The 19,520-nt window shown below is 72.6% G+C and carries 15 protein-coding genes; 5 read left to right on the top strand and 10 right to left on the bottom strand.

Annotated elements, in window-relative coordinates; all coding sequences use genetic code 11:
- Nucleotides 1-15: 15 nt before the first annotated feature.
- The 3 genes from OOK34_RS25005 to OOK34_RS24995 all read right to left on the bottom strand — a co-directional run bounded on the left by OOK34_RS25005 (nucleotide 16) and on the right by OOK34_RS24995 (nucleotide 3,755).
- Nucleotides 16-2,736, bottom strand: a complete 2,721-nt coding sequence (locus OOK34_RS25005; RefSeq protein WP_267036088.1) for a lantibiotic dehydratase — start codon at nucleotides 2,734-2,736, stop codon at nucleotides 16-18.
- A gap of 130 nt (nucleotides 2,737-2,866) precedes the next feature.
- Nucleotides 2,867-3,055 (bottom strand): thiazolylpeptide-type bacteriocin, encoded by a 189-nt coding sequence (locus tag OOK34_RS25000; protein ID WP_267036087.1) that lies wholly within the window; start codon nucleotides 3,053-3,055, stop codon nucleotides 2,867-2,869.
- Nucleotides 3,056-3,395: 340 nt separating this feature from the next.
- Nucleotides 3,396-3,755 carry a zinc ribbon domain-containing protein YjdM gene (locus tag OOK34_RS24995; RefSeq protein WP_267036086.1) on the bottom strand — a complete coding sequence of 120 codons (360 nt, stop codon included), beginning with the start codon at nucleotides 3,753-3,755 and terminating at the stop codon, nucleotides 3,396-3,398.
- 173 nt (nucleotides 3,756-3,928) lie between these two features.
- On the opposite strand from OOK34_RS24995, the gene OOK34_RS24990 reads away from it, so the two are divergent.
- On the top strand, nucleotides 3,929-4,729 hold the full coding sequence (locus OOK34_RS24990) for a hypothetical protein (RefSeq protein WP_267036085.1): 801 nt from the start codon (nucleotides 3,929-3,931) through the stop codon (nucleotides 4,727-4,729).
- Nucleotides 4,730-4,841: 112 nt separating this feature from the next.
- Here the strand turns inward: OOK34_RS24990 and OOK34_RS24985 are convergent, their stop codons facing one another.
- Both OOK34_RS24985 and OOK34_RS24980 read right to left on the bottom strand, forming a co-directional pair.
- Nucleotides 4,842-6,287, bottom strand: a complete 1,446-nt coding sequence (locus tag OOK34_RS24985; RefSeq protein WP_267036084.1) for a glyceraldehyde-3-phosphate dehydrogenase — start codon at nucleotides 6,285-6,287, stop codon at nucleotides 4,842-4,844.
- Nucleotides 6,288-6,411: 124 nt separating this feature from the next.
- Nucleotides 6,412-7,371 (bottom strand): LysR family transcriptional regulator, encoded by a 960-nt coding sequence (locus tag OOK34_RS24980; RefSeq protein ID WP_267036083.1) that lies wholly within the window; start codon nucleotides 7,369-7,371, stop codon nucleotides 6,412-6,414.
- Nucleotides 7,372-7,514: 143 nt separating this feature from the next.
- On the opposite strand from OOK34_RS24980, the gene OOK34_RS24975 reads away from it, so the two are divergent.
- Entirely contained in the window at nucleotides 7,515-11,021 is a 3,507-nt protein-coding gene (locus OOK34_RS24975) for a M28 family peptidase (protein WP_267036082.1), read from the top strand.
- 191 nt (nucleotides 11,022-11,212) lie between these two features.
- Nucleotides 11,213-11,668 (top strand): GNAT family N-acetyltransferase, encoded by a 456-nt coding sequence (locus OOK34_RS24970; protein ID WP_267036081.1) that lies wholly within the window; start codon nucleotides 11,213-11,215, stop codon nucleotides 11,666-11,668.
- A 56-nt stretch (nucleotides 11,669-11,724) separates the two neighbouring features.
- On the opposite strand, the gene OOK34_RS24965 is transcribed toward OOK34_RS24970, so the two are convergent.
- The 3 genes from OOK34_RS24965 to OOK34_RS24955 all read right to left on the bottom strand — a co-directional run bounded on the left by OOK34_RS24965 (nucleotide 11,725) and on the right by OOK34_RS24955 (nucleotide 14,235).
- On the bottom strand, nucleotides 11,725-11,982 hold the full coding sequence (locus OOK34_RS24965) for a hypothetical protein (protein WP_267036080.1): 258 nt from the start codon (nucleotides 11,980-11,982) through the stop codon (nucleotides 11,725-11,727).
- 91 nt (nucleotides 11,983-12,073) lie between these two features.
- Nucleotides 12,074-13,060 (bottom strand): alpha/beta hydrolase, encoded by a 987-nt coding sequence (locus tag OOK34_RS24960; protein WP_267036079.1) that lies wholly within the window; start codon nucleotides 13,058-13,060, stop codon nucleotides 12,074-12,076.
- A 77-nt stretch (nucleotides 13,061-13,137) separates the two neighbouring features.
- Entirely contained in the window at nucleotides 13,138-14,235 is a 1,098-nt protein-coding gene (locus OOK34_RS24955; protein ID WP_267036078.1) for a hypothetical protein, read from the bottom strand.
- Between the two features lie 311 nt (nucleotides 14,236-14,546).
- Between OOK34_RS24955 and OOK34_RS24950 the strand changes: the two genes are divergently transcribed.
- Nucleotides 14,547-16,538 (top strand): discoidin domain-containing protein, encoded by a 1,992-nt coding sequence (locus tag OOK34_RS24950; protein ID WP_267036898.1) that lies wholly within the window; start codon nucleotides 14,547-14,549, stop codon nucleotides 16,536-16,538.
- A 67-nt stretch (nucleotides 16,539-16,605) separates the two neighbouring features.
- Complete coding sequence (locus OOK34_RS24945; RefSeq protein ID WP_267036077.1) at nucleotides 16,606-17,199, top strand: TetR/AcrR family transcriptional regulator; 594 nt, start codon at nucleotides 16,606-16,608, stop codon at nucleotides 17,197-17,199.
- A 5-nt stretch (nucleotides 17,200-17,204) separates the two neighbouring features.
- On the opposite strand, the gene OOK34_RS24940 is transcribed toward OOK34_RS24945, so the two are convergent.
- Complete coding sequence (locus tag OOK34_RS24940) at nucleotides 17,205-18,605, bottom strand: NADP-dependent succinic semialdehyde dehydrogenase (RefSeq protein WP_267036076.1); 1,401 nt, start codon at nucleotides 18,603-18,605, stop codon at nucleotides 17,205-17,207.
- A gap of 113 nt (nucleotides 18,606-18,718) precedes the next feature.
- Nucleotides 18,719-19,495 (bottom strand): LysR family substrate-binding domain-containing protein, encoded by a 777-nt coding sequence (locus tag OOK34_RS24935; RefSeq protein ID WP_267036075.1) that lies wholly within the window; start codon nucleotides 19,493-19,495, stop codon nucleotides 18,719-18,721.
- Nucleotides 19,496-19,520: the final 25 nt, after the last annotated feature.

The raw sequence follows: 19,520 nt of genomic DNA, 5'->3' as shown, positions 1-19,520 counted from the left end.
GCCGTCCGGGGCGGGTCATCGGGGCCTCCCGGCCCGGTAGACCTCCAGTACGAGTTCGACCGCGCGGGCCGGGCCGGCCGCTGCGCCGGGTGCGGGCAGCGCCTCCTCGAGGACGGCGCCGCCGCTGTGCCGGGAGAGCCATTTGGCCAGGCAGCGCAGGTGCAGGGCGTTGCCGAGGTCCACGAACTGCGGTTTGGGCCGGCTCAGCCCGCTGAGGAAGTCCTCGGCGGCGCGGCCGGTGGGGGCGGTGGCGGCCGGGTGGAGGAAGAGCTGCTCGGGCAGGTCCAGCAGCGCCCGCCAGCGGGCCGCGGCCCGCGCCGGGACGGGCTCGGCGCCGAGGTCGGCGCGCAGCTCCCGCAGCACGTCGGGCGGCAGCAGCCAGCGGCGGCGCCGGAGCACGACGTGGCGGTGGCGCAGCATGGGGGTACGGGTCACCCGGCCGCCGGGGGCGGGGAGTGTGCGGCGGGGGACGAGGGGGCCGAAGTCGACCATGCCGTGGGGCTGGTCGCTCAGGTGGGCGCCGATGCGGCGCGGCAGCAGGACGGGGGCGAGGAAGCCCGGGTAGAGCACGTCGAGGAGTTCGCCGGTCGTGCGCAGCCGGAGGCGGACCTGGTCGGTGGGCTCGTCGTGGACGAGGTCCAGGTCGGCTTCGCCGATGGCGGCCCAGCGGCGGTCGGGGCCTATCTCGTCGGGGACCAGCAGGGGGTGCAGGTTGGCGTTGAACCCGCCGACGGGCCGGATCTGCGCGGCCCGGGCGCCGGGGCCGAGCCCGCGCCGGATCTGCCGGGACACCTCGGCGGTGGCGCCCGGGTCCAGGGCGTCGAGGAACCGGCTGGTGAAGCGGCCCCAGCCGCCGTAGACGTGGTTGACGCACAGCAGGCCCCGGCGGGGGTCGCGCTGGAGGAAGTACGCGTAGCTGAGCGGCCGTTCCACGGCCCAGCCGGGCAGTCGCCCGCCGAGGTCCCTGACCGGGCCGGGGGGCAGGACCAGTTCGTCGCGCCCGGCCGCGTCACCGGCGGCCAGGGTCTCGCGCAGGCCCTCGGCGATCTCCGCGCGCAGCTCCGCCAGGGCCTCGGTCCCGGTGGGGAGCGGGGCCGGGCCGGCCAGGTCGAGGGCCGCGAGCCACCCGGCGGCCTCCCAGGCCCCGGCGATCTCGGCCCCGAACTCCCAGGGGTGCCGGCAGGTACCGCCGGAACCGTAGCGCGCGACGAAGCGGTCGCGCACGACGCGGCGTACGAGATGCCCGAGGTCGAAGAGCTCCGCCAGTGCGGTGACCTCCCCGAGTGCCTCGTGGTCGGCGGCGTCGAGGAAGCCGTCGAGGGCGAGCGGGTGCGGGGCGACGACGTCCTCGGACAGGACGCTGAGCGGGGCGGAGCCGGGCGGGACGGGCCGTCCGGCGGCGGCCAGCTCCGCCGTCCAGTCCCGGGACAGGGCGGCGAGCAGGGCGGGGCGCCGGGCGGCGGGGGCGGCGGCGAAGGCGGCGGTCCGGCGGCCGAGGGCGGCGGCGCGCTCCGCGCGGGCGGCGTCCTCGGCGTGCGCCGGGTCCGCGGCGGCGGGGTCCGTCGTGGCGGGCGGGCGCAGCCATGCCGCGATACGGGCCAGCGGGTCGGGGTCCTCGGGCGGGAAGGGCTCGCACGGCACCAGCAGGCCGGCCTCCGCGAGCCGGCCGAGGAAGGCGGCGGCCGCGGGGCGGCCGTCGGCGCCGGCCCCGCTCAGGGCGGCGGCGAGCAGCCCGGTCAGCTCGTCGAGCGGCAGGGGGGCCGCGGCGTGCTCGGAGACCAGGCGCAGCGGGCCCGTGAGGGGCAGTTCCGCCTCGTCCTCGGCGGCGACGAGGTAGCGGCCGCCGGCGAAGGCGGTCCGGTCGCGGGAGTACGCCGCCCGGTCGCCGGTGGTCCGGGCGGTGCTGGTGGTGCGGTGGGGCAGGGCGGCCCGGCGGTGCGGCGCGTCCAGCAGGGCCAGGGTGAGGGCGGTGGTGAGGGTGCGGTTGGCCTTGACGACGGAGTGCAGGGGGCCGTCGAGCAGGGGCGGGACGCCCCAGGCGGGGACGGGGCGGGCCGGTGTCCGGGTCAGCGGTGCCCAGCCGACGGCGGTGAACCAGGACAGCGGGCTGGTCTTGGTGCTGGCCCGCAGGGCGTAGCGCAGGACGGTGGCCTCCTCCTTGCGCGCCCGGCGGTCCTGCGTGCCGGTGCCCGCCCGTTCCACGGCCCGCAGCAGGTCGGCGCTGGTGAGGGCGACGGCCTTGCCCAGGGCCGGTTCGCGGCACAGGGCGGCCAGGGCGGTGCGTTCGGCGGCCAGGGCCCGCTCGGCGGCGGGGCCGAGCTCGGCGAGGAGGGCGGCGCGGCGGGCGCGCAGGGTGGTCCACGCGGCGAGCCGGGGCACCCGGGCCGGCAGGTCGCCGAGGCGCTCCAGCAGGGCGGGCCGGGGCTCGCGCCCGTTGTGCAGGGCGCGGCGCAGCGGGAGGACGACGTCGCGGTGGACCTCGGCCGGATGGCCGTCCCGGCTGTCGTACAGGTCGTCGCAGAGCGGCGCGGCGGTCTCCAGCAGCTGCCGGTCGACGCCCTCAAGGCGGGCCAGCAGGGCACGGAACTCCGCCGCCTCCGGCCGCTGGGCCGGGTGGGCCAGCACGGTCGCGCGGACCAGCGCGTAGGACGCGGACCGCACCCGGTAGCCGTGCCCGGCGCCGTCGGCAGCGGCGGCAGCGGCTCCGGCGGCGGCCGTGCCGTACGGCGGCGGCATGGTGGTCCCCGTCCTGTCGGTGGTGGGCGCGCGGGGCTTCCCGTCGCACGCGGGGTACGACGGGAAGCCTCCGGTGTGCAGTGGGGGTGGGGAGGGTGTGGCGGAGGGGGGGTGGAGGATGCGAGGGGGGCTACAGGAGGGGCGTGTCCAGCACCGCCGGCTTGGCGCAGGAGGACGAGCCCTGACAGGAACAGGAGCCCCAGGAGGCTCCGCCCTCGGGCAGGGCGACCGTGTCCCGCATCGAGGTCACGGTGAGGTCGTCCAGGTCGAGTTCCAGGTCCTGGATATCGAATTCGGGGGTGCGCGCGGAGTCGGACATACATGTCTCCCAAAGGGGGATGCGAAAGCCGAATGGGCACTGAGCGAAAATCCGCGGAACGCGGATTCGAATTGCCGAATTTCCTTGCACGGCCCGCACCCGGAAGACATCCGGCGATTGTGCGGTGATTGGTGCGGCCTTTTCCAAGGATCTCCCAGGGGGCCGATGAACCGCTAGAGCGGAGATCCAGCCGCCCCTTCACACCCCTCGGCGGGCGGTGGCCCGAAGACGACGAAAAGGCCGGCCACTCGGCCGGCCTTTCCTTCACATCCGGCCACGGCGGCCGGAAAGCGCTACCGCCGCCGCCAGGACCCCTTCCGGGGCCCGCGGCGGCCGGGGCTCAGCCCTTGCGCACCACGCTGGACTTGAGCTGCATGGAGCCGAAGCCGTCGATCTTGCAGTCGATGTCGTGGCCGTCGACGCCGTCGACGAGGCGGATGTTGCGCACCTTGGTGCCCGCCTTGATGCCGGTCGGGTGGCCCTTGACCTTCAGGCCCTTGACGACCGTCACCGTGTCGCCGTCGGCGAGCACGTTGCCGACGGCGTCCTTGATCACCCGCTCCCCGGAGGTCTCACCGGAGTCGGCGGCGGTGGCGGGGGTCCACTCGTGTCCGCACTCGGGGCAGACGAGGAGCGCGCCCATCTCGTACGTGTAGGCGCTGGAGCATTCAGGACAGGGAGGCAGGGAAATATCAGTCACCAGGCCAGTGTATTTCAGGCCGTCGGCGCAGACCGACAAGGCCGACAACGGGGACACCGCCGCCGCCTCGTCCGGCCCGGGCCGCGCGCGGGTTCGTATCTTCAGGCGAAGGCCGGGCTCCGCTGCGGAGTGCGTCCCCCGCCCGGGAGGAATCTCCTGGAAGGGTCCGTGAGATGACCACCCTGATTGTGGTGGCCGCGGTCGCGCTCCTCGCGTCGATCGCCGCCAACCGGTATCTGCGGCCCAGAGTGGTGAGCGAGGACGACGAGGGCATGAGCGTCCGCGATCTGATCGGGCCCATGCAGACCCTGACCGTCCTGCTCCTGGCCTTCGTGCTGGCGACCTCGGCCGCCTCGTACAGCAAGGCCGACGACGCCGCGCGCGCCGAGGCCCACGCCCTGGACCACCTCGCCGAAGTGGCCTCGTTCGTACCGGAGGCCCCGCGCGTGCGGCTGCAGAGCGACGTCGTCTGCTACGCCCGCGCCGTACGCCACATGGAGTGGCCGGCCATGGCCGACGGCTACAGCTCCGCCAGGCCCAGCCAGTGGAGCGTCGACATGCGCAAGACCTTCCAGGACCTGCGCGGCGATCCGTCCTTCGGCATCCTGCTCGCGGCCGACGAGAACCGCTCGGCCCAGCGCCAGCAGCGCCTCGCCCAGGCCAGTCCCACCATCCCGCCGCCCATCATGTGGTTCCTGCTCTGCGCGCTGGCGATCACGGTCGTCAGCCTGGGCATCTCCATCCCCCACCGCAACAACCTCGCGCAGTTCGCGGCGCTCACCATCATCACGGCGCTCCTCACCAGCGCGCTCGTGATGATCTACACCATCGACCGGCCCTTCGCCGGATTCATCCACATCTCCCCCACCGCCATCGCGGAGATCGAGAAGGAGACCTTCGACGAGCTCACCGCCGGCCGGCCGGGGGTGCGGCTCCCCTGCGACGCCACCGGCCGCAGGATCACCCCGGCCTGACACCGCCCGCCCGACACCGCCCGCCCGACACCGCGGGGCGGACGGCGCCCGCAACGACGCGGTGCCCCGCCGGCCAAAGCCGACGGGGCACCGGGTCAGGCGGTTGCCCGGATCAGACCTGCGGGACCGGGTAGGTCGGGTACTCCACCCCGGAGACGTGCTGGACGACCCGGATGACCTGGCACGAGTAGCCGAACTCGTTGTCGTACCAGAGGTAGAGGATCGCGTTGTCGCCGTCCACCTTGGTGGCGCCCGCGTCGATGATCGAGGCGTGGCGCGAGCCGACGAAGTCCATGGAGACGGCGTCGGGCGCGGTGGTGAAGTCGATCTGGCGCTTGAGCGGCGAGTGCAGCGAGACGCCGCGGAGGTAGTCGAGGACCTCTTCGCGGGTGGTCTCACGGCCCAGGCGCAGGCTCAGGATGGCGATCGAGACGTCCGGGACGGGGACGCGGATCGAGCTGCCGGTGATGGGCGCCTTGAGGTCGGGCAGCGCCTTCGCGACGGCCGAGGCGGCGCCGGTCTCGGTGATGACCATGTTCAGCGGCGCGGAGCGGCCGCGACGGTCGGCCTTGTGGTAGTTGTCCAGCAGGTTCTGGTCGTTCGTGAACGAGTGGACGGTCTCCACGTGGCCGCGCAGCACGCCGTACTCGTCGTCCATGGCCTTCAGCGGCGGGACGATCGCGTTGGTGGTGCAGGAGGCGCAGGACAGGATCTGCTCGTCCGGCTTGATCGTGTCGTGGTTGACGCCGTGGACGATGTTCGGGACGTCGCCCTTGCCCGGAGCGGTCAGGACGACCTTGTCGATGCCGGGGCGCAGGTGCTTGGAGAGGCCCTCGCGGTCGCGCCACTTGCCCGTGTTGTCGATGAGGATGGCGTCGTTGATGCCGTACGCGGTGTAGTCGACCTCGGAGGGGTCGTTCGCGTAGATCACCTTGATGGTGTTGCCGTTGGCGACGATCGTGTTGGTCGCCTCGTCCACGGTGATGGTGCCCTGGAACTGGCCGTGGATCGAGTCGCGGCGCAGCAGCGAGGCGCGCTTGACGATGTCCTGGTCGCCGCCCTGGCGGACGACGATGGCACGCAGGCGCAGGCCGTTGCCGGAGCCGGCCTTCTCGATGAGCAGGCGGGCGACGAGGCGGCCGATGCGGCCGAAGCCGTAGAGGACGACGTCGCGTCCCTCGCGGCGCTCGATCTTGTTCTCGCCCGTGGCGCCGACGACGGCCTCGGCGGTGAAGGCCTCGACCGACAGACCGCGGTCGTCGGTCTTGTACGTGGCGGCGAGCATGCCGATGTCGATCTGGGACGGGCCGAGATCGAGGGTGGTGAGGGCCTGGAGGAACGGCATCGTCTCGGTGACCGACAGCTCCTCGCCGTCGATCTGCCGGGCGAACCGGTGGGTCTTGAGAATGCTCACGACCGACTTGTTCACCAGGGAGCGGCTGTGGAGCAGGATCGTGACGTCCCTCTCCCGGTGCAGCTTCCCGATGAGGGGGATCATCGACTCCGCGATCTCCTCGCGGGTCTTCCAGTTGGCGAACGAGTCCTCGTTGACAGTCACAGAGTTATCTTTCGAGCTAGGCGGCGCTCATATGCTAACCCGCCGCCGTATCGTTCCTTCAAGGGGGACCGCCTGAGCGTCGGCCGGGCCGGGCGCCCGGAGCGCGGGCGGGGCCGTCCGAGGCTCAGTCGAGGGCCGGACGGGCTTCCGGGTGAGCGTCCCACCACGCTCGGTGGAAGTCGTTGTTGTCCACGTTCGCCAGATATGCCTCGACCGCCGCGCGGTAGAGCCGTTCCGCCTGGTACGCCGGGACCGCCGAGCGGTTCCAGGCGAGGCGGATGCGACCGGTGACCGGGGTGCCGGCCAGGGGGCGCATCACCGTCCCCGGCACGGCCGGGGCGGTGGGCTGGCAGAGCGCGATCGCCCGGCCGGCGGCGATCAGGTCGTGCCGCATCTGGCGGTCGGTGATCCGGTGGCGCAGCGAAGGGACGAAGCCGGCCTTCGCGCAGGCCTCGACCAGGGCCTCGGGGCCGCCGTCGTCGTCCTCGACCAGGGTCATCCACTGCTCGCCGGCCAGCTCGGCCAGGTCGAGCCGCTCGCGTCCCGCCAGGCGGTGGCCCGAGGACATCCGGATGCAGAACGGCTCCTGAGGGACCACGGTCCGGGCGAGGACTCCCCCGGGCAGCGGGACCTCGTAGTCGTTCACCTCGCCGTACACGATCACGTCGTACTTGCCGGCGCCGAGCATCCGCACCAGCGCCGTGACCGAGTCCTCGAGGTCCACGGTGACCTCCCGCCCGGACAGGGCCAGGTCGGTCCGGGCGAGCAGGCCGTCCAGGAGCACGAGCAGGATGCAGCCGAGCCTGAGCGGGGCGTCGGGCGCCAGGGCGCGGGCCTCCGCGCCGAGGGCGTCCATCTCGCCGAGCACGCGGCGCGCCCTGGCCAGGACGAAGTGCCCGAGGGAGGTGGGCTCCACCCCGTGGCGGCCCCGGACGAAGAGCGCGCCGCCCGTGACCCCCTCGATCCTGCGCAGCTGGGCGGAGAGCGCCGGCTGTGAGATCCCCAGCCGCCTGGCCGCCTCGCCCAGGCTGCCCGCTTCCGCTATCCGGCAGACGGCTTGCAGATGCCTCAACTCCAGCTGCATTCCGGCAGCTTACGAAGCGTCACCCCACCGCACCATAACCCGGGCCTTATGCGTGCAGGGATGTCCCAATCTCGCCATGTCCACGCCCATACTCGGCGACGGCTACAGCAAGCCCCCCCCCCACACACGATCGGAGTGGACTCGTGCAGCCCACCAGATGGACGGCGTCCGTGGCAGCCTTCGCGCTGACCGCGAGCCTCGCCGGCGCGCTGGCCGGCACCGCGTCGGCCGCGCAGCAGCCAGATCCCGCACCACCCCGGCAGTCCAAGGCCGAGCGGGCCGTGGCCGCCGCGGACGCGGCCGTCGCGAGCGGCCTCGACACCCTGGTCAACTCCCCCCGGCAGCAGTACGAGCGGCGCCTGGTCACCCCCTGGGTGCAGGACCTGTACTCCGTGGCGTACGAGCGCAGCTACCGGGGCCTGCCGGTCGTCGGCGGCGACGCGGTCGTCCTGGCCGACGGGCAGGGCCGGGTGCGGGCCCTCCAGTCGGCCTCCTCCACCGTGATCGACGTGGCGACGACCCCCAGCGTCGACGCGAAGGCGGCGGAGGCCTCCTCACGGGCCGAGCTGGAGAAGGTGGACAAGGTCGAGAGCAGCCGGCTCGTGGTCCGGCTCAAGGACGACAAGCCGGTCCTGGCCTGGGAGACCGTCCTGTCCGGCCGCACCCGTACGGCGCCCAGCAGGCTGCACGTCTTCGTGGACGCCCGCTCCGGCCGGGTCGTCGACCGCTACGACGAGGTCGTGGCCGGCAGCGGCAACAGCAAGTGGAACGGCCCCGGCCCGCTCGCCCTCGACACGACCGCGTCCGGTGGCTCGTACTCCCTGCGCGACCCGAACCGCCCGGGTCTGAGCTGCGCGGACTACAGCACCGGCAGCGTCTTCACGAAGTCCACGGACTCCTGGGGGAACGGCAACCCGACCTCCAAGGAGACCGGGTGCACGGACCTGATGTTCGCCGCGCAGAAGCAGTGGGACATGCTGGGCCAGTGGCTCGGCCGCAACGGCGTCAACGGCAACGGGCGCAGCTTCCCCGGCAAGGTCGGCCTGAACGACCTCAACGCCTACTGGGACGGCAGCTCCGTCACCATCGGCCACAACAGCGCCAACGAGTGGATCGCCGGCGTGGACGTGGTGGCCCACGAGTACGGGCACGCCATCGACTCCAGCACCCCCGGCGGCACCAGCGGCCAGGAGGCCGGTCTGGGCGAGGCCACCGGGGACATCTTCGGCGCGCTGACCGAGGCGTACATCAACGAGCCCGCCCCGTACGACACCCCCGACTACACCGTCGGTGAGGTCATCAACCTCCAGGGCCGCGGCCCGATCCGGAACATGTACGACCCGCCGGCCGTCAACAACGACCCGGCCTGCTACAGCTCCGCGATACCCGGCACCGAGGTGCACAAGGCCGCGGGACCCCTCAACCACTGGTTCTACCTGCTGGCCGAGGGCACCAGCCCGGGCGGCGGCAAGCCGAACAGCAGTACCTGCAACCAGTCCACGCTGACCGGTGTCGGCGTACAGAACGCCGGCAAGATCTTCTACGGCGGCATGCTGCTCAAGACCAGCAGCATGTCCTACAAGAAGTACCGGACGGCCACCCTCGGCTCCGCCAAGTCCCTCGACGCCACCTGCAACCTGTTCGACAGGACCAAGGCCGCCTGGGACGCCATCAGCGTGCCCGCCCAGAGCGGTGACCCGACCTGCTCCCCGAGCGGCCAGAACGACTTCTCGCTCGCGCTGAACCCGGCCTCGGGCACCGTCCAGCAGGGCGGCTCGGTCACCACCACCGTGGCCACCAGCACCACCACCGGCTCCGCCCAGCAGGTGACGCTCACCGCGACGGGCCTGCCGTCCGGGGTCACCGCCTCCTTCAGCCCGGCCACCGTGCAGTCCGGGCAGTCCTCGACGCTGACCCTCTCCGCCACCGCCAACGCGGCGCCCGGAGCCTCCACCGTCACCGTCAAGGGCCAGGGCGCCGCCCTCGCGCACACCGTCGACTACACGCTCACCGTGGGCGGCACCCAGCCCGATCCCACCCCGCCGGACATCAGCGTCGCCAACGTCCAGGCGCATCTGGCCCAGCTCGGCACGATCGCCTCGCAGAACGGCGGCAACCGCCGGGCCGGCAGCGGCGGCTACACCCAGTCCCTCGCGTACGTCAAGGGCAAGCTACAGGCCGCCGGGTACACCGTCACCGAGCAGAACTGCACCTCCTGCACCTACCCGTCCAACAACCTGATCGCCGACTGGCCGGGCGGCCCCGCCGACAAGACCGTGATGTTCGGCGCCCACCTCGACGGCGTCTCGGCCGGGCCGGGCATCAACGACAACGGCTCCGGCTCCGCCACCCTGCTGGAGAACGCCCTGGTCCTGGCGCAGAAGAACCCGACGATGACCCAGCACGTGCGCTTCGCCTGGTGGACCGACGAGGAGCAGGGCCTCAACGGCTCCGAGTTCTACGTCAACCAGCTCAGCAGCGCCCAGCGCAGCGCCATCAAGGGCTACTACAACTTCGACATGGTCGGCTCGACCAACGGCGGCTACTTCATCAACAACCTGAACTCCGCCACCGCCGCCCCCCTGAAGGCGTACTGGACCTCGCTGAACCTCGCCCCGGAGGAGAACACCGAGGGCCAGGGCCGCAGTGACGACTACTCCTTCCAGCAGGCGGGCATCCCCACCTCCGGCTACGCGGCCGGCGCCAGCGCCCGCAAGACCTCCGCGCAGGCGGCGAAGTGGGGCGGCACCGCGAACGCGGCGTACGACTCCTGCTACCACAGCTCCTGCGACACCACCTCCAACATCAACGCCACGGTCCTGGACCGCAGCGCGGACGGGGTCGCCTACACCGTCTGGAAGCAGGCCGTGGGCGGCACCAGCCCGGCGCCCGACTTCTCCCTGAGCACCAGCCCGGCCGCCGGCTCCGCCAACCCGGGCGGCAGCCTCACCTCCACCGTCAACACCGCCACCGTCAGCGGCAGCCCCCAGACGCTCGCCCTGTCGGTCTCGGGCGCGCCCGCCGGGGTGACCGCGAGCCTCAGCCCGGCGTCCGTGCAGTCCGGCAGCTCCTCGACCCTGTCCGTACAGGTCGGCGCGGGCACCGCGCAGGGCACGTACACCCTGACCGTCACGGGCACCGGCACCGTCAGCCACAGCACCACCTACACCCTGACCGTCGGCGGGGGCGGCGGCAGCTGCACCCCGAGCCAGGTCGTCGCCAACGGCGGCTTCGAGAACGGCTCCAGCCCCTGGACCGCGACCTCCGGGGTCATCACCAGCCAGTCCGGCCAGGCCCCGCACGGCGGCTCGTACATGGCGTGGCTCAACGGCTGGGGCTCCTCCCGCACCGACAGCGCCTCCCAGTCGCTGACCATCCCGTCCGGCTGCGCCTCGGGCCGGCTCTCCTTCCACCTGCACATCGACACGGACGAGACCGACGACACCGCCTACGACACCTTCACGGTCTCGGTGGGCGGCCAGACCCTGGCGACCCTGTCCAACCTGGACGCGGGCTCCGGGTACACCCTGAAGGACTACGACGTCTCCCAGTTCGCCGGGCAGACCGTCACCCTCCAGTTCAAGGGCGTGGAAGACCAGTCCCTCCAGACCTCCTTCGTGGTGGACGACGTCACCCTCCAGACGAGCTGAGCCGTCAGGCGGCGCCACCCCAGGAGCCCGGCCCGGCACCCGCCGGACCGGGCTCCCCCGCGTCCGCCCACGCGTTCAAACCCGCCGCGGTGGCGAAAACCCCGGCCGCCCGGGCACCTTCGTGGACAGGGTGCGCGGGGTGGTGGGTTGCTACGTTGCCCCGGTCCCGTCGATCACAGGAGTCGCCGCACATGTCCGACATCAAGGTCCGCCCCGTACAGCCCGGAGACTTCGCCCAGTGGCGCGCCCTGTACCGCGGGTACGCCGACTTCTACAAGGTGGAGCAGACGGAGGAGGCGGCCGCGACGGTGTGGGCGTGGGTGAACGACCCCGGGCACGAGGTCAGCGCCCTGGTCGCCGAGGACGCCGGGGGCCGGCTCCTGGGACTGGCCCACTACCGCCCCTTCGCCCGGCCGCTGTCCGCGACGGTCGGCTGCTTCCTGGACGACCTGTTCGTGGCCCCGGAGCACCGCGGCTGCGGAGCCGCCGACCTGCTGCTCGGAGCCCTGCGCGAGCTGGCCGCCGAGCGCGGCTGGAGCGTGGTGCGGTGGATCACCGCCGACGACAACCACCGGGCACGGTCCAAGTACGACCAGGTGGCCGCGCGGACCATGTGGGTGACCTACGACATGACTCCCGGCCGCTGATCATCCCTAGGGGGTGTCCGGCGGATCAGGGCCGGGCCCGGCCCGCCTGACACCCCCTAGCCGACGGCGTCGTCGCAGGCGGGGCAGACCCGGCCCGCGTGCTCCGGGGGGTACCAGTGGGAGCCGGGGTGCTCGGCGGGCCGCCACGGGGCCGTCCCCATGGCGAAGGTGTCCTTGCCGCACAGCGTCCTCGGCCCCCGCACGGCGCTCTGCCCGGGGGCGGCGGGCGCGGCGTGCACGCGCAGGACCGCCGCCCCGGACGTGTGCGCCGCTCCCGCCGTGTCGTACTCGTACACCACGACCGTCTCGCTCATACCTCGACGATAGGCGGCCCGGCCGGACCCTGCCGGGCCGGCGCGGCGGATGGGGCCGGGGTGTAGCCGTGCCAGGATCCCGATGACCGGGTCAGCGGCACATCCGCGCCACCAGTTCCAGCTCGTCGCCCCACACGGCCGCGTCGCGCGGCCCGATGTGCGGCGCGGCCAGCGACCGTACGCGGAAGCGGTTGCGCGGCGTCGTCTCGTCCGCCTCACGGATCATCAGGTCCTGGAGCTCGAGGGGGATCGAGCGGTCCTCGGTGAACCGCAGGAAGGTGCGCGGCACCCGTCCCCAGCGGTCCGCCAGGCCGCGGGCGTCGGCCACGCCGACCGCGGCGGACTCGTCCGGCTCCAGCGTGTTGAGCAGGGCCCGCACCTCGGTGTCCGTCCGGTCGGCGGCCAGTGCCTCCTTCATCACGGCGAAGAAGGAGGGGTCGGCCGAGCGCCAGTTGACCCGGTTGACCCCCAGCTCCGGCGGGGTCTTGACGGGGGGAATCCGGAACAGGGAGCTGGAGGAGCCCTCGGGAGCCATCATCAGCTCGACGACCGAGGTGTGCCGGGTCGGGCAGAAGGCGGAGGCGTACACCAAGTGGGAGATCAGTTCGGGTACTTGGTTGGCGACCGCGTTCAGCGTCGCCCCGCCCATGCTCTGGCCGACCAGGATCACGGGGCCGTTGCGGTGGGCGGCGCGTACGACGCCGACGACGTGCGCCGCGAAGTCCGCCAGCGTCACCCTGCCGATCGGCGAGGGCTCGGCGGCGAGGCGCTCCAGGTCCTGCGGGGCCTGGTAGGAGAGGGGGAAGTACGCGCCGAGCCCGTGGCCGGGCAGGTCGACGGCGATCGCCCGGTGCCCGCGCAGGCCCAGCTCGGCCAGGACCGGGGACCAGCCGTAGGAGTTGCTCCCGGAGCCGTGGACCAGGACGAAGGTGGGCGCGCCGCGCCGGCGGCCGTCGGCGTGCGCGGCGGAGGCTCCCGCGCCGACGGCGGCGACCGCGCCCACACCGGCCGCGGCTGCCCTCAGGACGCCACGCCGGTTCCAGCCGCTGTCTCCGCCGATGTCAGTCAATTCACTCATACGGGTGACTTTAGAACCGGTTTTCCCACCACCGGCCGAATCCGGCCAGCACGCCCCCTGACCTGCCAACTCCCCCTCTAGAGCTCCTCGTCGGCCGGCATGAAGGCGCGCAGGCCGGCATGGGTGATCTGCCGTTCCTCCCAGAGGGCGCGGGCGGACGGGGCCTGGCCGGGCAGTCCGTACCAGCGGTGCGTCCAGCGGATCCGGGTGGCGCGCACCTGACGGTCCTGCGGGTCGGTCACCGCGAAGCGCTCCAGCTCCGCCCACGGCAGCCGGGCGGCGAGCCGGGCGAGACGGGCGGCGGTGGCCTCCACCGCCGCCGCGTCCACGCCCTCGTTGCCGCGGGCGCAGGCGATGAGCCGGGCGCCGTCGACGAACCACGGGTGGGCGGTGTCGGAGAGGGCGTCCTCGCGGACGGCCGGAACGGACAGCAGCAGGTCGGCGAACTCCCGGTGTTCCGCGCGCCGTTCGATCCGGTCCTCCCCCTCGACGAACGCCTCGACGGCGTCGCGGCGGCCGTCCCAGGCGTACGCCGAGGACACGTACGGGAGGGAAAGGGGCAGCTCCACCGACCACACGGTGACGTAGTCCTTGGAGACCTCCAGGGCGACGGCCGGCTTCAGCGAGCGGACCAGGCCGTCGAGGTCGTCGTGGTGGACGAGCTCCAGGTCGAAGACGGTGACGGGGAAGCCCTCCCGGCTCATCCGCACGACCCCTTCGGCCACCAGGCCGCCGGCGTGCCGGGCCAGGCCCACGAGCCGCTCCAGGTGCGGGAACTCCTTGACCCGTTCCCCCATGGTGGCGCCGCCCTCCCACTCGGCCGGGTCCTCGGGGATGTGCTGCTCGATCCGGCCGAAGCCGATGGCCGCATCGGCGCAGGTGTCCTCGTAGCCGAAACCGCGGTCGCGCGCGTACTGCTCGCGCCGCTCCAGCAGTTCCGCGTGGGCCAGGACGGCTTCGGCGCGCTGCACTTCCAGGGCCCGGAGCGACTCCTTGCGGTGGAGCATGCCCCACGCTCCGATGGCGACGAGGATCAGGAGCAGGGTGATGCCCCCTGCCGGGTAGCCGCTGAGGACCACGGCCCCCACGACGACGGCGAGGGCCCCGGCGCTCACGAGGTTGAGGAGCAGCCGGCTGGTCTCGAGCGGATGGGCGGGCAGGGGATATCGGTGCACGCGGGGCAGGCTAGGAGGCTCCTGCGGCACGCCTGATCTTTCCAGCCATCGTCGGATCATCATGCGATCCGACAGTCCATCAGGTCATCCGTCCCGGACTCTTGACTCCTTTCGCGCCGGTGGGGATCCTCGCCCTCAGTCTTGTGCGGGGCATGACAATTCCTGCCTGGATTCGACCGCGCCCCCTCCGCCAATCGAAGACATGAGTGATGACCTTGACCCCTCATCCGCCCCCACGGCCGTACCGCGGCGCCGCGCGCCGCCGGCGCCGCCGTCTCGCCCTCCTGACGCCGCTGCTCGCCGCGCTGGCCATGCTGCTGGGCCCCGCGCCCAGCTCCTCGGCCGACGCCGGCTGGTGGAACCCGACCGCGCGGCCCCAGCCCGACTCCGACATCAACGTCACCGGCGAGCCCTTCAAGGGGACCGACGCCCAGGGCCGGGTGCGCGGGTTCGTCGACGCGCACGACCACCTGATGTCCAACGAGGGCTTCGGCGGCCGCCTCATCTGCGGCAAGCCCTTCTCCGAAATGGGGGTCGCGGACGCGCTCAAGGACTGCCCCGAGCACTACCCCGACGGCACCCTCGCGGTCTTCGACTTCCTCACCAAGGGCGGAGACGGCAAGCACGACCCCGACGGCTGGCCCACCTTCAAGGACTGGCCCGCCCACGACTCGCTGACCCACCAGCAGAACTACTACGCCTGGGTGGAGCGGGCCTGGCGCGGCGGTCAGCGCGTACTGGTCAACGACCTCGTCACCAACGGGGTGATCTGCTCGGTCTACTTCTTCAAGGACCGCGGCTGCGACGAGATGACCGCCATCCGCCTGGAGGCGCAGAAGACGTACGACATGCAGGCCTTCGTCGACAAGATGTACGGCGGCCCGGGCAAGGGCTGGTTCCGCATCGTCACCGACTCCGACCAGGCCCGCGAGGTGATCAAGCAGGGGAAGCTCGCCGTCGTCCTGGGGGTCGAGACCTCCGAGCCCTTCGGCTGCAAGCAGATCCTGGACGTCGCCCAGTGCGGCAAGGACGACATCGACCGGGGCCTGGACGAGCTGCACAAGCTGGGCGTGCGCAGCATGTTCCTGTGCCACAAGTTCGACAACGCCCTGTGCGGGGTCCGCTTCGACGAGGGCGCCCTGGGCACCGCGATCAACGTCGGCCAGTTCCTGTCGACCGGCACCTTCTGGCAGACCGAGCAGTGCGCGGGCCCGCAGAAGGACAACCCGATCGGCCTCGCGGCGGCTCCCTCGGCGCAGAAGGAACTCCCGGCCGGGGTCTCGGTCCCCTCGTACGCCGCCGACGCGCGGTGCAACACCCGCGGCCTGACCGAACTCGGCGAGTACGCCGTGCGCGGCATGATGAAGCGCAAGATGATGCTGGAAGTCGACCACATGAGCGTCAAGGCCGCGGGCCGGGCCTTCGACATCCTGGAGTCCGAGTCGTACCCGGGCATCATCTCCTCGCACAGCTGGATGGACCTCGGCTGGACCGAACGGCTCTACAAGCTCGGCGGTTTCGCCGCCCAGTACATGAGCGGCTCCGAGGCCTTCAGCGCGGAGGCCAAGCGCACGGACGCCCTGCGCGACAAGTACCACGTCGGCTACGGCTACGGCACCGACATGAACGGCGTCGGCGGCTGGCCCGGCCCCCGGGGCGCCGACACCCCCAACCCGGTGCGGTACCCCTTCCGCAGCACCGACGGCGGCTCCCTGATCGACAAGCAGACCACCGGGCAGCGCACCTGGGACCTCAACACCGACGGCGCCTCCCACTACGGCCTGGTACCGGACTGGATCGAGGACATCCGGCTGGTCGGCGGCCAGGACGTGGTGGACGACCTGTTCCGGGGCGCCGAGTCCTACCTCGGCACCTGGGGGGCCTCCGAGCGGCACAGGTCCGGGGTGAACCTCGCGGCCGGCTCCTCCGCCTCGGCCTCGACCTCGCAGTGGTGGAACCCCTTCGTCGACTACTCGCCGGGCCGGGCCGTGGACGGCGACCCGGGCTCCCGCTGGGCCAGCGAGTGGAACGACGACCAGTGGCTGCGCATCGACCTCGGCTCCGCGAGCCGGATCGGGCGCGTCACCCTCGACTGGGAGCAGGCGTACGGGAAGGCGTACCGGATCGAGGTCTCCACGGACGGGACGAACTGGCAGCCGGTCTGGTCCACCACCGACAGCGACGGCGGTCTGGACACGGCCCGGTTCGCCGGGGTGACGGCCCGCCACCTGCGCGTCCAGGGGGTCCAACGGGCCACCCAGTGGGGGTACTCCCTCCACGAGGTGGGCGTCTACAGCAGCTGACACCGCGGGCCGGGGGCCGACCGGAACCGGCCGCCCCCCGGCCCGCAGCCCGACTGAAAGGAGTTCCATGGCCCGGATGCCGTCGGCCGAGCGGCGCGCGCAGCTGACCGAGGCGGCGATCCGCGCGATGACCCGCGACGGCGTCGCCCGGACGACGACCCGCTCGATCGCCGCCGAGGCGGGCGTGTCGCTGAGCGTCTTCCACTACTGCTTCGACTCCAAGCAGGCACTGCTGGAATCCGTGATCGAGGCGATCACCGCGCACTGCATCACGGTGGTGAAGGAGGCGATACGGCCGAAACCCACCCTCCGCGAGACCGTCCGGGCCGGCTTCCACGCGTACTGGGACCACGTCGGCGCCCAGCCCGGCGAGCACATGCTCACCTACGAGCTGACCCAGTACGCCCTGCGCCAGCCGGGGTTCGAGCACCTCGCGCGCCGCCAGTACGAGCTGTACTGCCACACCTACGAGGAGCTCATCGGGCAGCTGTGCCGGGACATGGGGCTCGCCCCGAAGGTTCCGGCCGCCGTGCTGGCCCGGTACCTGGCGGCCATGACCGACGGGCTGACCCTCAGCGTCCTCGTCCTCGGCGACGAGAAGGCCGCCGCGGAGACCCTGGACGTGATCACCGACCACGTCCTGGGCCTCATGGAAGGCTGACCCCTTCAGCCCTGGTCCGCCGCCTGCCAGACGGTGGTGATGTTGCAGAACTCGCGGATGCCGTGCCCGGACAGCTCCCGCCCGTATCCGGAGCGCTTGACCCCGCCGAAGGGCAGGGCCGGGTGGGAGGCGGTCATGCCGTTGACGAAGATGCCGCCGGCGTCGAGGTCCCTGACGAAGCGCTCCAGGTCGGAGTCCTCCCGGGTCCACACGTTCGAGCTGAGCCCGAAGGGCGTGTGGTTCGCCCGGTCCACGGCCTCGTCCAGGCTGCCCACCCGGTACAGGGTGGCGACGGGTCCGAAGGTCTCCTCCAGGTCGATCCGCATGGCCGGGGTGACGTCGGCCAGGATGGTCGGTTCGTAGAACCAGCCCTCCGGGTGGCCGGGCGGGCGCCGCCCCCCGCACAGGACCGTGGCGCCCTGCCGTACGGCGTCGTCGACCAGCTCCTCCACGTCGGCGCGGCCGCTCTCGGTGGCCAGCGGGCCGACGTCGGTGGTCTCCTCCATCGGGTCGCCGACGGTCAGCGCCGCCATGCCCTCGGCGAAGAGCCGGGCGAATTCCTCGTAGACGTCGGCGTGCACGATGAACCGCTTGGCGGCGATGCAGGACTGGCCGTTGTTCTGCACCCGCGCGGTCACCGCGGTACGGGCCGCGCGGGCCACGTCGGCCGAGGGCATCACGATGTACGGGTCGCTGCCGCCGAGCTCCAGGACGGTCTTCTTGACCTCGTCCCCGGCGACGGAGGCGACCGCCCGGCCGGCCGGCTCGCTGCCGGTCAGCGTGGCCGCCGCCACCCTGGGGTCGCGCAGGATGCGCTCGACGGGGCCGGAGCCGATGAGCAGGGTCTGGAAGCAGCCCTGCGGGAAGCCCGCCCGGTGGAAGAGGTCGCCGAGGTACAGGGCCGTCTGGGGGACGTTCGAGGAGTGTTTGAGGAGGCCCACGTTCCCGGCCATGAGCGCGGGCGCGGCGAACCGTACGACCTGCCAGAGGGGGAAGTTCCACGGCATGACGGCGAGCACCACGCCCAGGGGCCGGTAGCGAACCCGGACGGCCGAGGCGCCCGCGTCGCGGACGTCGGCGTCGGCGGGCTGCTCGTCGGCGAGGAGGGACTCGGCGTGGGCCGCGTACCAGCGCATCGCCTTGACGCACTTTGTCGCCTCGGCACGGGCCGCCGCCAGCGGTTTGCCCATCTCGACGGTCATGGTGCGGGCGACGTCCTCCGCCTCCTCCTCCAGGAGGTCCGCCGCGCGGGAGAGCAGGGCGGCGCGCTCGGCGAAGGTGGTACGCCGGTAGGAGGAGGCCGTGCTCGCGGCCAGGGCCAGGCAGCTTTCGATGCCGGCTTCGTCGAGGGCGTCGAAGGAGAGCAGCGTCCGGCCTGTCGTGGGGTTGACGGTGGCGATGGGCATGGTCCGACCTTCCTGCGAGGGAGCCGCCCCACCGACCCTGCCCGCCCGCGCCCGGCCCCGCAACGCGAGGCCCGCCGCCGTCGGCCGCCAAGGGCGACCGCTACCGGCAGCCGCTACCGGCGACCGCGCGGCTTGCCCCGCTTCGCGGCCGCGGAGCCGCCCCGGGCGTTCTTGGCGGCCGGCTTCCCGCCCGACCGGGCCGCGGGCTTCCCCGTGGCCTTCGCCTTGGCGCTGCCGGCCGCTGCCGCCTTGCGCTGCTTGGGCTGCGGCGGCGTCGGCGCACGGCCGCGCGTGCTGTTCACGGTGCGTCCGCGGACGATCCCGATGAACTCCTCCACCAGGTCCGTGGTCTTCTCCTCGGGCCAGGACAGCGCGATCCGCGAGGCGGGGGCGTCCGAGACCGTCCGGTAGGTGAGGTCCTTGCGGTGGTGCAGGCGCGCCAGGGACTGCGGGACGACGAGGACGCCGATACCGGCCGCGACCAGCTCGATGGCGTCCGCCGTGGTGGCGGGCCGTTCGAAAGCGGGCTGCCCGGGCAGGGTCTCCCAGGTCAGGACGTCGTCGAGGGGGTGCAGCACGATCTCGTCGGCCAGGTCCTCGCAGGTCACCTCTTCGACGGCGGCCACGAGGTGGTCCTTCGGGATCACCACGACCGTCGTCTCGGTGTAGAGCGGGATCGCGCTGAGGTCCGCCCCGTCCACGGGCATCCGGACGAATCCGGCGTCGGCGCCGCTGGTGCGCAGCGCGGCGAACGCCTCGGCGGCGGACACGCCTACGAGGGTCAGCGGGACGTCGGGCAGCCGCTCGTTCCAGATCCGCACCCACTTCGTGGGCGTCACTCCCGGGACATAGGCGAGCCGGAACGAAGGGGGTACATCCGAGCCTGTCACCCCGCCAGGTTACCGGTCGTGGTCG

The sequence above is a fragment of the Streptomyces sp. NBC_00091 genome (assembly GCF_026343185.1).
Taxonomy (GTDB): Bacteria; Actinomycetota; Actinomycetes; order Streptomycetales; family Streptomycetaceae; genus Streptomyces.
The sequence above is the reverse complement of the archived record's forward strand: the minus strand, read 5'-3'. Positions and strand labels throughout refer to the sequence as shown.